This window comes from Vreelandella venusta (genome assembly GCF_015689495.1).
GTDB lineage: Bacteria > Pseudomonadota > Gammaproteobacteria > Pseudomonadales > Halomonadaceae > Vreelandella > Vreelandella venusta.
Genome location: NZ_CP065135.1, coordinates 1,547,541 through 1,563,581 on the forward strand (window position 1 = coordinate 1,547,541; position 16,041 = coordinate 1,563,581).

Annotated in this window: 13 protein-coding genes; 4 read left to right on the forward strand and 9 right to left on the reverse strand. The window is 54.0% G+C overall.

Translation table 11 applies throughout. The features are described from left to right. Nucleotides 1-2: 2 nt before the first annotated feature. The 4 genes from IR195_RS07255 to malE form a co-directional block, all read right to left on the reverse strand. Nucleotides 3-1,490 (reverse strand): TrkH family potassium uptake protein, encoded by a 1,488-nt coding sequence (locus IR195_RS07255; protein WP_146943978.1) that lies wholly within the window; start codon nucleotides 1,488-1,490, stop codon nucleotides 3-5. A gap of 200 nt (nucleotides 1,491-1,690) precedes the next feature. Next, nucleotides 1,691-2,581: a maltose ABC transporter permease MalG gene (gene malG, locus IR195_RS07260; protein ID WP_089037962.1), complete on the reverse strand. Its 891-nt coding sequence runs from the start codon at nucleotides 2,579-2,581 to the stop codon at nucleotides 1,691-1,693. Nucleotides 2,582-2,591: 10 nt separating this feature from the next. After that, nucleotides 2,592-4,160 (reverse strand): maltose ABC transporter permease MalF, encoded by a 1,569-nt coding sequence (gene malF, locus IR195_RS07265; protein ID WP_206049758.1) that lies wholly within the window; start codon nucleotides 4,158-4,160, stop codon nucleotides 2,592-2,594. A 61-nt stretch (nucleotides 4,161-4,221) separates the two neighbouring features. Continuing rightward, nucleotides 4,222-5,409, reverse strand: coding sequence for a maltose/maltodextrin ABC transporter substrate-binding protein MalE (gene malE, locus IR195_RS07270; protein WP_206049133.1), 1,188 nt, complete (start codon nucleotides 5,407-5,409; stop codon nucleotides 4,222-4,224). 392 nt (nucleotides 5,410-5,801) lie between these two features. Here malE and zwf point away from each other — a divergent pair, with 392 nt between their 5' ends. The 3 genes from zwf to IR195_RS07285 are packed head-to-tail and all read left to right on the forward strand — an operon-like array spanning nucleotide 5,802 to nucleotide 8,681. Then, nucleotides 5,802-7,295: a glucose-6-phosphate dehydrogenase gene (zwf, locus tag IR195_RS07275; RefSeq protein WP_206049134.1), complete on the forward strand. Its 1,494-nt coding sequence runs from the start codon at nucleotides 5,802-5,804 to the stop codon at nucleotides 7,293-7,295. 1 nt (nucleotide 7,296) lies between these two features. Then, nucleotides 7,297-7,962: a 6-phosphogluconolactonase gene (pgl, locus tag IR195_RS07280; protein ID WP_125747084.1), complete on the forward strand. Its 666-nt coding sequence runs from the start codon at nucleotides 7,297-7,299 to the stop codon at nucleotides 7,960-7,962. Between the two features lie 56 nt (nucleotides 7,963-8,018). Continuing rightward, nucleotides 8,019-8,681 (forward strand): bifunctional 4-hydroxy-2-oxoglutarate aldolase/2-dehydro-3-deoxy-phosphogluconate aldolase, encoded by a 663-nt coding sequence (locus IR195_RS07285; protein WP_125747086.1) that lies wholly within the window; start codon nucleotides 8,019-8,021, stop codon nucleotides 8,679-8,681. Nucleotides 8,682-8,808: 127 nt separating this feature from the next. On the opposite strand, the gene IR195_RS07290 is transcribed toward IR195_RS07285, so the two are convergent. Beyond that, nucleotides 8,809-9,930, reverse strand: a complete 1,122-nt coding sequence (locus tag IR195_RS07290) for a multidrug effflux MFS transporter (protein WP_206049135.1) — start codon at nucleotides 9,928-9,930, stop codon at nucleotides 8,809-8,811. A 98-nt stretch (nucleotides 9,931-10,028) separates the two neighbouring features. Here IR195_RS07290 and IR195_RS07295 point away from each other — a divergent pair, with 98 nt between their 5' ends. Beyond that, nucleotides 10,029-10,841 (forward strand): AraC family transcriptional regulator, encoded by an 813-nt coding sequence (locus tag IR195_RS07295; protein ID WP_125747090.1) that lies wholly within the window; start codon nucleotides 10,029-10,031, stop codon nucleotides 10,839-10,841. Nucleotides 10,842-11,022: 181 nt separating this feature from the next. On the opposite strand, the gene IR195_RS07300 is transcribed toward IR195_RS07295, so the two are convergent. Genes IR195_RS07300 through edd form a run of 4 tightly spaced genes read right to left on the reverse strand, consistent with a single transcriptional unit; the run spans nucleotide 11,023 to nucleotide 15,763 of the window. After that, nucleotides 11,023-11,982, reverse strand: a complete 960-nt coding sequence (locus tag IR195_RS07300; protein WP_206049136.1) for a carbohydrate kinase family protein — start codon at nucleotides 11,980-11,982, stop codon at nucleotides 11,023-11,025. A gap of 40 nt (nucleotides 11,983-12,022) precedes the next feature. After that, nucleotides 12,023-12,892 (reverse strand): aldo/keto reductase, encoded by an 870-nt coding sequence (locus tag IR195_RS07305; RefSeq protein WP_206049137.1) that lies wholly within the window; start codon nucleotides 12,890-12,892, stop codon nucleotides 12,023-12,025. 16 nt (nucleotides 12,893-12,908) lie between these two features. Next, complete coding sequence (glk, locus tag IR195_RS07310) at nucleotides 12,909-13,874, reverse strand: glucokinase (RefSeq protein WP_206049138.1); 966 nt, start codon at nucleotides 13,872-13,874, stop codon at nucleotides 12,909-12,911. Next, on the reverse strand, nucleotides 13,874-15,763 hold the full coding sequence (gene edd, locus IR195_RS07315; protein ID WP_206049139.1) for a phosphogluconate dehydratase: 1,890 nt from the start codon (nucleotides 15,761-15,763) through the stop codon (nucleotides 13,874-13,876). The genes glk and edd overlap by 1 nt, the downstream gene beginning before the upstream one ends. Between the last annotated feature and the right edge of the window lie 278 nt (nucleotides 15,764-16,041).

Sequence of the window (16,041 nt, forward strand, 5' to 3'; positions counted from 1 at the left end):
GGTTAGCGTCGCCAGAACATCGGTGTGAGCAGTACCACGACCGTTAAAATCTCCAGGCGCCCCATTAACATACCGATGCACAGTAGCCATTTAGCGGCATCGGGTAGAGTTGCAAAGTTACCTGCCGGGCCAATGGTGTCACCGAGACCCGGGCCTACATTCGCCACCGCAGTGGCCGCACCAGAAAGGGCAGTGACTAAGTCCAGTCCCAATGCTGAAAGGCTCAAGGCAAGCACTGCAATGGTAATAAAAAAGAAGAAAGAGAAGGCCACTACGCTGCGGGAAATATCATTGGTCACCGGCTGCTGATTATAGCGCGTTGTGAAAACACCATTCGCGTGAATTAGGTAGCGCAATTGATTACGCAGCATCAGCATAGCGATTTGGAAGCGGAACACTTTCATACCACCGCTGGTAGAGCCGCTACAGCCACCTATAAACGTAAGATAGAAGAACGCCACGATGGGTAATGAACCCCACAGCGTATAGTCGTCGGATGCATAGCCAGTGGTAGTCACAACTGAAATGACGTTAAACGTGACGTGGGTGAGCGAGACAAACCAATCATCGCCTTGTAAAACGCGCCATGTGCTAAGAACTAAAATTGCCGCTAGCAGGAGTTTTAACAAACCACGCACCTGTTGGTCTTTCCACAGGGCGCTGCGGGAGGTACGAATAAAGCGAATATATAAGACAAAGGGTAGCGCACCACTCAGCATAAAAAGGCTACCCATCCATACCAACCACGGTTGCTCCGCGTAGGCACCAAACGAGGCGTCAGAGTTGGCAAAGCCACCGGTCGCCAAGGATGTCATCCCGTGAACCACGGCATCTAGTGGCAGCATTCCACCGACCCAATAACTCAGTATGGCCAGTAGGGTCAGCGCCACGTAGATAGTTAGCGTCGCTTTTGCAATACCCCCCGTACGAGGCATTACTTTATCGGACCAATCCGAAGATTCAGTGTGGAATAGCCGCATGCCGCCTACTTTAAGAAACGGCAGAATAGCGATACCCATGACGATAATGCCGATACCACCCATCCACTGCATTAAGCCTCGCCACAGCTTTAATCCGTCGGATAGCTCTTCAATCCCCGTTAAAATGGTCGAACCGGTAGTGGTAATCGCGGAGACCGACTCAAAGACGGCATTCGTGACGCTCAGTTGGGGCGCACCTAAGATAAGTGGAAGGCTGGCAAAACAGCTAATGCTGGTCCAACTGCCCGCCGTCAATATAAACATTTGCCAAGGCTTCAACTCCAGCGATACTCGGCGGGTTAGCAACCAAGTGATCAGCGTGGCGCTCAGAATAATGAGAAGCGACATTCCGAACGCAGGAGCGTCAGGGTCTTTTTCAAACACCAGAACAATCCAAGGCAGTGTCATAAACATGGCAAGCACTAACCATAACACTGCCATGATTTTAAATATTTGTGCCCAATTGCGGTAAGCATCTCGATAGTAGATCCCGCTGGGAAAGGTGGTCATAGATCCGCTCTTAAATTGCCCTAATGTTTATCGCGATATAACACCATGACAACCACAAAAAGTCCGTAAAATTTCTCTAAAAAATACTCAAGTAAGCAATACAGTGATAAAAAAACCGGCCCTATCAATAGGACCGGTGACGAGCAAGGTGCTCAAGCGAGGAAGCGGGAGTGCTGCATTTATGAGTTAAATCCAGGAATTTAGCCTTTGACGCCCCCAGCGGTTAATCCGCCAATAATCCAGCGCTGGCAGATCAAGAATGCGACGGTAATGGGCAGGCCGGAAAGCACTGCAGCAGCGGCAAAGTTGCCCCAGCGCTGGTTGTGGTCGGCAAGGTATTGTTGGGCACCTACCGCCAGGGTGAGTTTGTGTTCATCCACCAGCAGTACTGAGGCCATGGGATATTCCATGATGCTCATCACAAAAGCCAGAATGAAAACCACCATCAGAATGGGAATCGACAGCGGCAGCAGAATGTAGCGGAACGCCTGCCAGGTGCTGGCGCCATCGACCATCGCCGCTTCTTCCAACGAGCCATCAATCGACTCAAAGTAGCCTTTAATGGTCCAGATATGCAGCGCGACCGCGCCCAGTGAGGCCACTATTAGCGCGCCGTGGGTGTTGATGCCTAACCAGCCAACAAACTGCCCCAGCCGATCAAACAGGGCGTAAAGCGCCACGAGCGACAGCACGGCTGGAAACATCTGAAAAATCAGCATGCCTTTCAAAAGCGGTTCTTTGCCTTTAAAGCGCATGCGTGCGAAAGCGTAAGCGCTCGTCGTCGCTAACATTAGAATCAGCACCGAAGAAACCACCGCCACTTTTATCGAGTTCCACAGCCACAGCAGCACGGGAAAGGGCGGTTGAACAATACTGCCATCCGGACGTTCCCAGGGAATTCCCAGTGCTAACGACCAGTGTTCCAACGAGAAATTCTCGGGAATCAAGCTGCCAGAGGCAAAGTTACCCTCGCGAAATGAGATTGAAATCACCAATAGCAGCGGGAAGACAATCAGTGAAACAAAGCAGATCAGTGCAAGATGTGCGCCCAAGCGGCGCGCACCCACAGAGCGGGGTTGAACCATGGCCATGAGTAACCTCCTAAACCTTAACCTTGGAAAGGCGCAAATTGAGCAACGACATACCCGCGACCAAGAGGAAAATAAGCGTTGCGATGGCGGCTGCCAGCCCAAAATTCTGTCCGGCATCCTGGAAGGCAATACGGTAGGTGTAGCTGACCAAGAGATCGGTGGTGCCTGCTGGTGTGCTGGCGCCCAAAATGTCAGGGTTGCCGCCGGTCAATAGTGCAATTAGCACAAAGTTATTGAAGTTAAATGCAAAGGCAGCAATTAACAGCGGTGTAAGCGGTTTAATAATCAGTGGCAGGGTAATCTTGAACAAGTTGGTAATAGGGCCGCCGCCATCGACTGCCGAGGCTTCGTAGAGATCTTGGGGGATAGCCTGGATTAGCCCCATGCACAGCAGCAACATATAGGGGTAGCCCAACCAGGTATTAACAATCAATAGCATGGAGCGCGCCAGCCACGGGTCGGTAAACCACTCCGGCCGAACACCAAACAGCGTGTCTAGAATCATATTCACTTCACCGAAATGCTGATTAAACATGCCTTTAAAAATCAGGATGGAGATAAAGGCGGGCACGGCGTAGGGCAGGATTAACAGCGTGCGATAAACGGCTTTGCCCTTGAGTTGGTCCCACTGCAACAGTGACGCCAAGACAAAGCCAACGGCCAGGGTGAAGACTACCGTCAGTGCGGCAAACACAAAGGTCCACACAAAGATCTGCATGAAGGGACCACGAATGTCGGGATCGGTGAATATCTTCGTATAGTTGGTAAACCCTACATTAACAGGCCATCCCGGCGTGATGCTTTCGCCGTTATCAGCGACAAAAAATCCGCTAGCGGGGTCGGGGGTAAGAACGCGGTCATCGCGGAGATCATAAAGCGAGCCGTCTTCACGTGCTTCGTAGCGATCTACCATAGGAGCAAACTGGCGTAACCCTGCCATACGCAGCTCCGCGCCATCCGGTGTCAGCAGCCTAAGCCCTTGCAGAGAATCACGTGCCTGAATAATAGCGCGCATCCCCAGTGGCTCTTGGGCAGGCGAAGCGTCTACTGCCTGAATGCCTATTTGGCGGGTTTCATGGTTGGCGAAGTTGAGCGGTGACGAAACGAAACGCTGGGGCGTGTCTGCTTCACTGTTTTCCAGGTATAAGCGGACAAGCTCACCTTCTTGGTAAAGCGTTAGCTCAAACGCGTTGCCTTCCTGTTGATAGGTTTGGCTCATTAGTTGGCCGCGCACGCGCTCTTCCAATAGCAAGTTGCTTGAGCTGTAATTACTAAAGCTAATGCCGATGGTATAAAGCAGCGGGAAAATAACAAATACGCCCAGCCCCGCCACGGCAGGAAAAATATACCGGTGGCTCATTAACGTGCGTTTGGTAAACACCACGCCTAGCGAGGCGCCCAGCACTAGAAAGAGCAGTGCGAACATCCACTGGCCGTTAAGGTGGAAGGCAACTACCAGCCATAACAGCGCGATTACCAAGGTGGCAATGATGCAGCGAAGTGCCCAGCGGGTGTAACGTTCGGTGAGATGGCGAGAGCGATGGCGGGGAAGGCCACGGGAGGCGTTAGTGGTATACATAGTGACATCCTGAAAGCTGCCCGGCGGCATTGGCGACCGGGCAGAAGGGCAGAAAAAGCTCTTACTGGCGCATACGCCGCGCAGCGGCATCCAGCGCTTCTTGGGGCGACTGACGCCCACTGCCGATGTTTTGCAGGGCGGGCTCCATGGCTGCCCAGAAAGCACCCATTTCAGGAATATTTGGCATGGGCATACCGACTTCGGCATTTTCAAGCGTCGCGGCAATATTAGGGTTATCAGCAAGCTCAGCCTGATAATCGATATGCGCAACCGCTCCCAATGAGCCATCGCTGTTGAATGTGTGCATGCCCTCTTCACTAAGCAGGTAGTTTTCTAAAAACTCCACAGCGAGAAAATCATTGGGTGTGGCCGAGTTAATCATTGCCGTCATCACGCCAAACATGGGTTTAGCACGCTCATTGCCCACTTTCGGCAGTAGTGCGACGCCGTAGTCAATTCCGCTACGCTCCAGGTTCGGCCAGGCCCATGGGCCGCTAATCATGGTGGCCACTTCGCCCTGGTTAAAGCGGGTGTCCATCAGGTTGTAATCAGTGCCGCGGGGTAGTACATCGCTTTCGATCAACTCAACCAGCAGTTCTGCCCCTTGTAGGGCACCTTCGTTGTTAACGCCGATATCGCTGACGTCATAGCCGCTGTCGGTCTGCTTGAAAGGGTAGCCGCCGTTGGCCGCTAGCAGGGTCCAGCCGTAATACGGCTCGCTGTAATCAAATAGGATGGCCTTTTTGCCGTCTTGAGAGAGCGCTTCGTCAAGCTCCATCAGTTCGGTAAAGCTTTCTGGCGGTGTTTCTATCAAGGCTTTGTTGTAAATGAGGCCCAGTGACTCTACCGATATCGGGTAGCCGTAGGTTTCACCATTCCACAGCGCAGCTTCCCAGGTAAAGTCGTAAAACGTCTCGCGGAAGCTGTCACTAGGGGCAACTTGTTTCAACAAGCCGCTTTGTGCCCACTCGCCCATGCGGTCGTGAGCCCAGATGACGATGTCCGGCCCCTGGCCACTTCCCGCCGCCTGCTGAAAGCGGTCGGTAAGGTTATCGGGAAATACCACCTCAACTTCGATGCCGGTTTCTTCAAGAAACTGCTCGGCAACTGCGCGAATGCCTGCTTGACCCTTATTATCACCCATCCAGATAGTCAGGCGGTCGTCCTCAAACGCAACGGCGGGAAGGGCGGCACTGGCAGCCAGCGTGGCGGCTAACAGTGGCATCATAATTGGGCGAGACGTTGCCATAATGTAAATACCTCACTGTTGTTGTCGTAGATTGTTGTTGTCGTAGAGGGCTGCGAGCATGTTGATGAGCAGCGCTTTAGTCACTGCCAGCGTCGCCAATTACGCGTAACGTCACCTCATCCTCAAGGGGCGTAGCGATGGCGTATCCAAGGGGCGTAGAGTGGAATGAAAGGTAACAATAAAGCGGTATAACGTTAGATGTCGGCATCGGTACTGCTCAGGGTCGACACTGCTTAAATAGAGACGTAAATAACGTTTAAAGTTGTAATTGGGGAGGCAGTGCTATTTTTTTGTAGTAAAATTACATTTAATGTTGCGTATAATGCCCAATATCAGATAGATTTTAGGTAATCTAACTACATTAGATCATCTAATTATAAATAGGAGCCGAGATGAGCCAGTCACATTCCCCGCTGGGCGATCAGAAACACGCTATTGATTTAGCGCTGTTTGGGGCGCTGGGCGATCTTGCGATGCGCAAGCTGTTTCCTGCGCTTTATCACCTTGACCGTGAAGGCTTAATGCCCGCAAGCACGCGGATTATGGGGCTGGCACGTCAAGCGCATGACACCGCTGCATTCCGCCAATTGGTCAGCGGCGCGTTGCAAAAGCGGCTAAAAAAAGATGAGCAGGATAAAGAGAGTCTCGAGCGTTTTCTAAATCGGCTTGACTATTGTCAGCTGGATTTCAAAAAAGTTGAGGGTTTTGAGCAAATACGTGAATGGCGCGAAGGCTCCGATCGCCCCATGGTGGTTTATTTATCCGTTGGCGCCATGATCTACGGCGATATTTGCCGCAACCTTGAGGCGAGTGGCAGCCTGGATGAGCAAACGCGGGTCATCGTTGAGAAGCCCATCGGCTACGATCTAGTGTCATCAGAAGAAGTTAACGACGCGATTGGGGCCGTTTTTCCTGAGTCGCGTATTTACCGTATTGACCACTATTTAGGTAAAGAAACGGTACAAAACCTGATTGCGCTGCGCTTTGCTAACCCGTTATTCGGGACGCAATGGAATCAGAACCACATTTCCCATGTAGAAATTACCGTTGCAGAAAAGGTCGGCATTGAAGGGCGCTGGGGCTACTTCGATGATGCCGGGCAGCTCCGCGATATGGTGCAAAATCACTTGCTCCAATTGCTATGCTTGATTGCCATGGACCCGCCTTCCAACCTGGATGCCGACGCGATTCGTGATGAGAAAGTAAAAGTGCTTAAAGCCCTAAAGCCGTTTACCGGTGAAGCGCTGGGGCGTGATGTAGTACGTGGGCAATATACCGCGGGCACCAACGATGGTCAGCCGGTACCGGGCTACCTGGAAGAAGAAGGGGCGAATACTCAAAGCCAGACCGAAACCTTTGTGGCAATGAAAACCGAGGTTTCAAATTGGCGCTGGGCGGGTGTGCCGTTCTACCTGCGTACCGGTAAGCGTATGCCTGAAAAACTGTCCCAAATCGTGATCCACTTCCGCCAGCAGCCGCACTATATTTTTGACCCTGACCAGCGGGGGATTGCGTCTAACAAGCTGATTATTCGCCTGCAGCCGGATGAAGGGATCGCGCTTCAAGTGCTCACCAAAGACAGCGGTTTGCATAAAGGCATGCGCCTGCGCCCTGGTCCGTTGCACCTGGACTTTAACAGCGCGTTCCCTAAATCACGTATCCCAGACGCCTATGAGCGCTTGCTGCTGGAAGTGATGAAAGGCCAACAGTATCTGTTCGTGCGCCGTGACGAAGTTGAGCACGCTTGGCGTTGGTGCGACCAGCTCATCGACGGTTGGAAAGCCCGCGAAACCCCGCCGCGCCGTTACCCGGCAGGCTCTTGGGGGCCGGTCGCCTCCATCGCCATGATTACCCAAGATGGCCGCAGCTGGTACGAGGACTATTAATATGAGCGAAGCACGTCAAGCGCTAGCACAGCAGCTGGCAGAAGCGGTCTTCCAGGCATTGGCCGAAGACTTGAATCACCAAGAGCGCGCGCTGCTAGTCGTCTCGGGTGGCTCTACGCCGGTGCCTTTTTTTAAAGCGCTGGCAGCCAAACCGCTGCCTTGGGAGCGCATTGATATCACTTTGGCCGACGAACGCTGGGTGGATGAGGAAAGTAGCGATAGCAATGCCAAGCTGGTGCGCGAAAACCTGCTTCAAGGAGCGGCTGCGAATGCCAACTTCGTAGCGCTAACCTCGGATGCCTCGACGCCGGAGGAAGGGGTTGATGAGGTTGCCAAACGCACGGCATCTCTGCCTTGGCCCGCCAGCGTTGTGATCTTGGGAATGGGCGGCGATGGCCATACGGCGTCGCTGTTCCCCGACAGCCTAGAACTAGGTTTAGCGCTCTCTACCGATGAGCCGCTTGTCGCGGTACGCACGCCTAGTCAGCCGCAGGCGCGTATTACTTTTTCGGCAGATCGCCTACATCAGGCGCATCGACATATTTTACATATTACTGGCGATGATAAGCGCAGCGTACTGGCAAACGCCATGAACGGTGATGATGTCCGTAAGCTGCCTATTCGCGCGTTTTTATCTTGCCCGTTAGCGATCTACTGGGCGCCATAACGCCTGGGCGTTCGCCAATAAAACGTTTGCCAGTAAAACTGCTTGGAGACTCACTAATGACAATCGATAAACAGCTACCCTCAACGCGCACTGCCGAGCTTGACAGCATCTGCTTAAAAGCCGAGGTCATTCCAGTGATTACCGTTGAGCGTCTTGAAGATGCGGTACCGCTAGGTCGTGCCTTGGTGGAAGGTGGTTTAAGCGTGCTGGAAGTTACCTTGCGTTCCGACTGCGCGCTAGAGGCAATTAAGCGTATGAAAGAAGCGCTGCCGGGAGCCAGCATCGGTGTAGGTACCGTGTTAACGCCCGCGCAATACCGCCAAGCTGAACAGGTAGGTGCGGATTTTGTGGTGACACCCGGCGCCACTGAAGCGCTGTATCGCTATGGCGTAGAGAGCCCGGTGCCGATGTTGCCCGGCGTATCAACGATCTCTGAGCTGATGACTGGCTGGCAATACGGCTACCGCCGCTTCAAGTTTTTCCCGGCTGAGTCCAGCGGTGGTGCCAAAGCCATTAAAGCCTTTGGTGCGCCGATTCCCGAGGCGCGTTTTTGCCCAACCGGCGGTATCACAATCGATAACGCTGAAACCTACCTGTCACTCCCCAATGTTATGTGTGTAGGCGGTTCTTGGCTAACGCCGAAAGCCATGGTTGATGCAGAGGATTGGGACGGTATTCGCGAGCTGGCCCGTCAGGCCGCTGAGCGTTTTCACCACTAACGAATACGATGTAAATCGACACGAGCACTCTCGTTACTTGCCTCACTGATATCGGGTCGTGTGGGTAAGTCATTTGCCCGAGCATATTGCCATGCTCGGGCTTTTTTGTGATGTGCTAGGTAGGGAGCTATCGGCGCGACTTTTCCCAACCCGTGGCGAGTAGTGCTGTGATGGCACACAGTAATGCACTCTGGCCCATATTATTTAGCCAACTGCTGGCTCCAAGCCCTACTCCTATTAGCAGGTAGTAGCCCAGGCCGAATAGGGCGCCAGCGCTGCCCAACTGCTGCTGGTAGTTTTTAAGTGCTCGGCTGAGGATGTTGGGAATAGCCACCGCAAACGCTGCTGCTATACCCATCATCGGTAACAGGAATAGCAAGGAAGATTGCAGGGTGTAGACGCCTAGGGCGCTGACCACCGCTAGTTGACAGGCTCGGGCGATAAGTTGATGAGAGCTCCTGCCATTCTTAAGTAGCGTCTTGTTGGCATAGCTGCCAAATATGCTGCCGGTTGCCAGCGCTACTCCGCTGTACCCGAACGCCTGCGCGCTCAGTCCAAGCCTATCAAATAGGAATGGGCCCTGTAGATAATAGCCAAACAGCAGTACGTTAAAGCAGGCTACCAGAATGACATCGCGCCATAGCGCAGCGTCTTTCACCATCTGTTTTCCTAGCGTGACTAGGTCAAAAGGCACCTGTGCCTGGCGGGTTTCTGGCAGTATTTTGGCGGTGATGGCAAGCAACAGGAGTGCCAGCACAAGCAGTGCGCTGAACACTGCCTGATGACCACCAACGCTGACCAACTGCCCGCCAGCAAACAGACCGACCACTGGACTAAGGGCGATACCCATTCCCATGTAAGAGAAAATCTGTGCCAGTTTCGCTCCCTGCCAACGGTCACGCAAGATTGTCTGGCAGACCACCGAGCCGGTCGCCGCGCCAAAGGCGCTTAGCGCTCGGGCTAGCAGTAGCCAATGAAAATCGCGAGCGTAGATAGCAATGCCCGAACCGAGTGCGTAGCAGCCCAGCCCAAGCAGCATTGCCGAACGACGACCTAGCTTGTCTGCCATCATGCCCCAGAACACTACGCCGAAGGCGAACACTAAAAAATAGCAGGAGAGGGTCAGACCTGCGGTGGAGGTTGATACGCCGAAAAAGCTCGCCATCGACGGTAGTGCAGGGCTGTAGATAGTCTCGACCACCTGGGGGAACATCATCAGTGCCAGGATCAAAAAAAGTAGCGGGTTCATTGTAACGATTCCATGTCTCTTGAAACGTGGCGCTAGCTTACTTAGTCTTGTGTTGTTCAAATAACGTTATTCAAACCAAATATGTCGAAAATAAGACAGTGGCACTGATCAACCAGCAGCAGTCTTTTAACCCGGACTTGGTGGCCGGCAATGTGGTGGGAATTGCCGCCGAGGTCGGTCGCCATGATTCAGGTATGCACAGTCACGCCAAAGGACAACTGCTGTATGCCCCCCGTGGGTGTATGCGCATTGTGCTTGATGGTCAGCGATGCGTGCTGCCGCCAACTCGAGCGGCGTGGATTCCCACTGGGGTTCAGCATCAGGTGATGATGACCAATGTGGTGGCATATCGCTCCGTCTACTTCAGCCTCGAAGTGTCTCAGTTACTTGGCCAGGAGGTGAAAGTGGTCGTAGTGAATGAGCTTTTGCGCGCACTGATCGAACGTATGGCCTGGTGGCCTTGGGATATAACGGATGTTAATACGCACAACACGCTGGCGTTGTTTATAGAAGAGATGCAGCAGGCTGAGCGTGAGTCACTGCAACTGACGCTACCGTTACACCCGCGTTTGAAGGCGCTGGTTGAACGCTGGAGCCCTGAGGGGGAGTTGCCGCCGACTCTAATTTCGCTTGCAGGAGAGTTTGGTGCTAGTGCTAAGACGGTCAGCCGGATTTTTTGCCGTGAAACCGGGATGAGCTACCAGGCCTGGCGCCAGCAATGGCGTCTGCTTGCCGCTATTGAACTGTTATCAATGCAACGTCAGGTTAACGATGCGGCCTATCTGTTGGGGTTCTCTTCGGACAGCGCCTTTATTCATTTCTTCCGTCAGCACACAGGGATGACGCCCCTGAAATATATGCACGGTCAGTGGGAGGCGGAGCCTGGCAGGCTCACTGTCGATAGTGCTTGAAGAACCTCGCATAGCAGGGATCTGCCCGGCTAACTCAATAGCTACTCAGCGCCATTGAGAGAGCGTCTGAATAGGTAATGCGATGGTTGATCATAATAGCGCTACGAGTCTATTTAACGAACACGCCTGCCACAGCACGTTTTATACGCGTTATCCGTTGCACGCCTTTTTGTTACCCATATTAGCTATTTCTTAGCGCTTCAATATCACTATGGAGCGGCAGTGCGGCGTAGGCGCCTGGGCGGGTCACTGCGTGAGCACCACAGCGGCAGGCAATATCCACCGCGCGGGTTAGAAAGGCACTATCCTGGTACCAGTTCTCATCAATTCCGTGCTGTGAAAGTTCAGCCAGCAGGCCGCCAATAAACGCATCACCGCCAGCGGTGGTATCAACAGCGGTCACTTGGGGTGGTGTGATGGTGTGGTCAAGGCCTATACCTTTCAGCATCACCTTGTTAGGGCCGTCGGTGATTAAAACTACTTTTACCCCGGCGGCTAGGCGCTGGGATAGCCACGCTTCCTGAGAATGTTCGCCACGAAGATAGTCAAGCTCATCTAATGAGACTTTAACGAGCTCGGCGCTATCCAATAGCTCGGTTACCAGCCAGAGGTCGGCTGATCCTTCGCTCCACAGATTGTGACGGAGGTTGGCATCCACGCTGACTAAACAGCCCGCGCGCTTTGCCATAGCGGCAATCGCTAAAGTGGTATCGGCAATCTCAGGGTCAGTCAAACTGTTGCTGCATAAGTGAACAATCGCCGGTTGTTCAAACACGCCGTGGGGCAGGTGCTCTAGGCGATAAAGCAGGTCGGCCGCCGGCGGTCGATAAAAATCAAACGTGCGCTCGCCGCTGCTATCCCGGGAAACAAACGCTAGCGCGGTGCGTGCTTCTTTGGTCAACACCACACCCTGAGTATCCACACCATGGCTTTTCAGCTCACGAATCAGGAAGTGGCCAAACGTATCGTCGCCCACCATGCCTAAAAACTGACTGGGTACGTTAAGTCGGGCACAGGCAACCGCGACGTTAGCAGGCGCGCCGCCCGCGTAAGGCGTGAAGGTTTCTTGGCCAGTGTCATCGCCTAAGCGGCTGGACAACATATCAACCAAGGCTTCACCGAAAGCAATCACCGGCGTCATAAGTTATTCCTTGTCATTATATTATTAATTGATGATGGGATTACGCGACGCAGTGGCCTCGCGCGGCCTCTAACAGCTCGTACCATGTCTCTCTTGAGAGCGTCTCAGGCCCGTCGAGCATGTCAGTAATACGCTCAGGCTTCACGCTGCCCACAACGGCAATCGGCCGACTAGGCAGTGACCGTAGCCAAGCCAGCGCTAACGCGTTAGGGGTGCCGTTTTGCTCTCGGGCGATGTGGTTAAGAACGTTACCGACGTCGCCTTGCATGAGTGTACCGCCCGCTAGTGGTGACCAGGCCATCGGCGCATGGCCGTCGGCACATAGATCATCAAAGCTGCCATCAAACAGGGGGGCGTTATGGCTAATGGAAAGCTCGATTTGGTTGGCACGTAAAGGGTGGTGCATGGCGTTTTGCAGCCTACGCCACTGACTTGGCAAATGGTTAGAAATGCCCGCAGCGCCAATTTTGCCTGCATTGATAGCGTCATCAAGGGCACGGCCAGTTGCTTCTGCGTTCATTAATAAGTCAGGGCGATGAATTAAAAAGTGATCTAGCCGCTCGACGCCAAGGCGGTTAAGTGCATTGTCAATGGCGCGGCATAGATAGCCCGGGCTGGCGTTATAGTGCTTTATCTTGCCAGAGCCGAGGGCTGGGTTATCGTTGGCGATGCTCGCTTTGGTCACCACCTTAAGCCGTTTTGACAGTCCGGGACGCGTGTTTAGCGCGTGACCAAACAGCGTCTCGCACGCACCGTTCCCGTAAATGTCGGCATGGTCGAACCAGTGCAACCCCTGCTCGATACGGGCTTCGATCCAGTCGGCGAGATAGCTCGCCTGATGCATCTCTGGTGCTTCATGCAGGCGCATCATACCGAGAACAAAAGGCACATCGAAGGGGTGAGCAGGCATGGGCGTTCCTAATAAGTTAAAAGACTTCTTCGTTATGTAGTGCTTCGGCGGCGCCGAGCAGTCCTGTCCACGGGTGAGTCACAACACACACGGGAATGTCGGCGTTATAAGCGCCCATCCGGCCTTTGTTCACAAAGCTATCACGCAGTTCGGATTTGGGTAGCCACTCCAGTAGGCGCGGTAAAATCCCGCCGCATAGATAAACGCCGCCTCTAGCCCCCATCGATAAGGTCGCGTCGCCACATACATCGCCGAGGATTTTTAAAAAGCGCAGCAGGGTGGTGGTGGCGATAGGGTCACCCTGGTTTGCGGCTTGGGTAACCTCGGCTGGTGTCGTGCAGCGAGGTGCTTGCTCGTTCAGAGCACAATGAGCCTGGTACAGCTCCAGTAAGCCTTGGCCGCTTAAAATACGTTCTACGCTGACCCGTTGGTAGCGTTGTAAAAAGATATCCAATAGCGCCCGCTCGGTGCTGTCAGTAGGAGAGAACGTGACGTGGCCGCCCTCGGTGGGAAGTGGTATCCAGGCGTGTTGGCCGGGAAAAACGCCAGCAACGCCTAAGCCTGTACCGGGGCCAATTACCAAGCGGGTAGAGTGAGGCTGAGCCACGCCTGCTTGCACTTCCACTAGGTTGTCGCTGTCCACATGGGGAACGCCCAGCGCCTGTGCGGTAAAGTCATTAATCACTTTGAACAGCGATAGGTTCAGCGTCTGCTGAACATCGCTTTTCATAAAATCCCAGTGATTATTGGTCATCTTGACCCGCTCGGTGTGCACCGGGCAGGCAAACGCTAAGCAGGCTTCCAGCGGTGCATTTTCCCCCGTGGCGCCCACGCGTTCTAGGTAGTCCTGAATCGCATCGATAACCCCTGGGTAGTCAGCGCAGGGAAGATTAATAATATCGTGGGGCGTTATCTCATTTGGCGTGACGAGCGCCAGGCGGGCATTGGTTCCGCCAATATCACCAATTAAGGCCGGTCGCATTAGGCATCCTCTTCAAAAATCTGGCCCTGTTGGCGAGCGAGGTCATCGGCTTCAAAGCCGCCCAGCGAGCCTGCGCCTTCTTCGCCACGCATGGCCAGGTGGCGGAAGCCGCTAAACAGTTCGCGGCCTAGGCCAACGTGGTAGTGGTCCAAATTCGCCACTACGCGCTCACGATCGGCCCAGGTAGCTGCTGCTACTTTGGCTTCCAGCGTACCTGCGTTGGCGTCCAGGCGCACAATATCGCCGTCGCGCAGTTTCGAGAGCGGGCCACCGTCCAGGGCTTCGGGGCTGATATGAATTGCAGCGGGCACTTTACCCGACGCGCCAGACATACGGCCGTCGGTCACCAGGGCCACTTTGAAGCCACGGTCCTGCAGTACGCCCAGGAACGGCGTCAGTTTGTGAAGTTCCGGCATGCCATTGGCTTTTGGCCCCTGGAAGCGCACCACGACGATGACATCGCGATCTAAGTCGCCGGACTCAAACGCAGCCTTCATTTCGTTCTGGTCGGCGAAGATTTTCACTGGTGCTTCTACTACACGATGTTCGTCGGCAACGGCGGATACTTTGATCACGCCGCGTCCCAGGTTGCCTTTCATTACCGTTAGGCCGCCAGTCGCTGCGAAGGGGGTAGCGACTGGGCGTAAAACGTTTTCATCTAAGCTGCTTGCAGGGCCTTCGCGCCAAACCACTTTGCCATTTTCCAGGAAGGGCTCTTGTGTGTAGGCCGTCAGGTCAGTGCCAAACACCGTCGGGATATCGCCGTGCAGCAAGCCAGCGCCCAGCAGTTCGCGGAACAGGTAGCTCATGCCGCCTGCCGCCTGGAAGTGGTTAATGTCTGCTTGGCCGTTAGGGTATACCTGCATCAGGCTGGGCGTGACAGCGGAGAGGTCGGTGAAGTCGTCCCAGTTCAGCGTAATGCCCGCTGCAGCGGCCATGGCAATCAAATGCATCGTATGGTTGGTTGAGCCGCCAGACGCCAACAAACCTACCACTGCGTTGACGATGGCGCGTTCATCGATCTGCTTATAGAAAGGGCGGTAGTCGCCGCCAGGTTCAGTGTTGCGAATAGCCTGTTCGGTTGCGTAACGGGTCAGGGCTTCGCGCATTTCCGTGCCTGGGTTCACAAACGAGGTGCCTGGCAGGTGAAGCCCCATCACTTCCATCATCAGCTGGTTTGAGTTGGCCGTGCCGTAGAAGGTGCAGGTGCCAGGGCTATGGTAGGAGTCCGACTCCGCTTGTAGCAGCTCTTCGCGGCCTACTTTGCCTTCTGCATATAGCTGACGGATGCGTGCTTTCTCTTTGTTCGGCAGACCGCTGGGCATTGGGCCTGCGGGTACGAACATCGCGGGTAGGTGGCCAAAGCGTGCCGCTGCGATAAACAGGCCAGGGATAATCTTGTCGCACACGCCCAGATAAAGGGCAGCGTCAAACATGTTGTGTGAAAGCCCAACCGCTGCAGCCATTGCAATCACGTCGCGGGAAAACAGCGACAGTTCCATGCCCGGTTGCCCCTGGGTAACTCCATCACACATGGCGGGAACACCACCGGCAAACTGGGCGGTTGACCCCATCGCGCTAGCAGCGGCTTTGATGGTTTCCGGAAAGCTTTCAAATGGCTGGTGGGCCGACAGCATATCGTTGTAAGAAGAAATGATCCCCAAGTTGGCGCTGTTCATTAGCTTTAGGGAGTCTTTCTCTTGGGGGCTGCAGGCGGCAAATCCGTGGGCTAGGTTACCACAGGATAGCTCTGCACGGTGCACACCACGCTTGTGCTGGTCCGCCATGCGTTGCTCATAGAGCGCGCGCCGCTCAGCAGAGCGCTCACGAATGCGTTGGGTAACCTCAGCAACGGTAGGATTTAAAGTAGCGGGTGTTGAGCTCGGCATAGAGACCTCTGCATGGTAGAGACGGTGAGTCAGGCTTGTAGTTATTTTACATCTTTTGTGTCGATAAAAGAGACTTTACGGCAATAAAAACCATATTTGTAGTTTTATTACCCATTATTGGTGGCGACTATCGTCGTAAATGATGATGTTTTAATGAACGTTTCTGGTGACAGGACAATTCCTCCCCGGATGGGATTAATTGGCTGTTGAAGCAACTTAAAGCGCAAGTATAGCAGCCGCGCTTTTGCTACCATCTTGCGCAAAATGAATTTGATTGC

What these genes read in the sequence shown, in the direction of transcription:
- IR195_RS07255 (WP_146943978.1), bottom strand. Translation starts at nt 1,490, where the DNA reads ATGACCACCTTTCCCAGCGGGATCTACTATCGAGATGCTTACCGCAAT.
- malG (WP_089037962.1), bottom strand. Translation starts at nt 2,581, where the DNA reads ATGGCCATGGTTCAACCCCGCTCTGTGGGTGCGCGCCGCTTGGGCGCA.
- malF (WP_206049758.1), bottom strand. Translation starts at nt 4,160, where the DNA reads ATGTATACCACTAACGCCTCCCGTGGCCTTCCCCGCCATCGCTCTCGC.
- malE (WP_206049133.1), bottom strand. Translation starts at nt 5,409, where the DNA reads ATGGCAACGTCTCGCCCAATTATGATGCCACTGTTAGCCGCCACGCTG.
- zwf (WP_206049134.1), top strand. Translation starts at nt 5,802, where the DNA reads ATGAGCCAGTCACATTCCCCGCTGGGCGATCAGAAACACGCTATTGAT.
- pgl (WP_125747084.1), top strand. Translation starts at nt 7,297, where the DNA reads ATGAGCGAAGCACGTCAAGCGCTAGCACAGCAGCTGGCAGAAGCGGTC.
- IR195_RS07285 (WP_125747086.1), top strand. Translation starts at nt 8,019, where the DNA reads ATGACAATCGATAAACAGCTACCCTCAACGCGCACTGCCGAGCTTGAC.
- IR195_RS07290 (WP_206049135.1), bottom strand. Translation starts at nt 9,930, where the DNA reads ATGAACCCGCTACTTTTTTTGATCCTGGCACTGATGATGTTCCCCCAG.
- IR195_RS07300 (WP_206049136.1), bottom strand. Translation starts at nt 11,982, where the DNA reads ATGACGCCGGTGATTGCTTTCGGTGAAGCCTTGGTTGATATGTTGTCC.
- IR195_RS07305 (WP_206049137.1), bottom strand. Translation starts at nt 12,892, where the DNA reads ATGCCTGCTCACCCCTTCGATGTGCCTTTTGTTCTCGGTATGATGCGC.
- glk (WP_206049138.1), bottom strand. Translation starts at nt 13,874, where the DNA reads ATGCGACCGGCCTTAATTGGTGATATTGGCGGAACCAATGCCCGCCTG.
- edd (WP_206049139.1), bottom strand. Translation starts at nt 15,763, where the DNA reads ATGCCGAGCTCAACACCCGCTACTTTAAATCCTACCGTTGCTGAGGTT.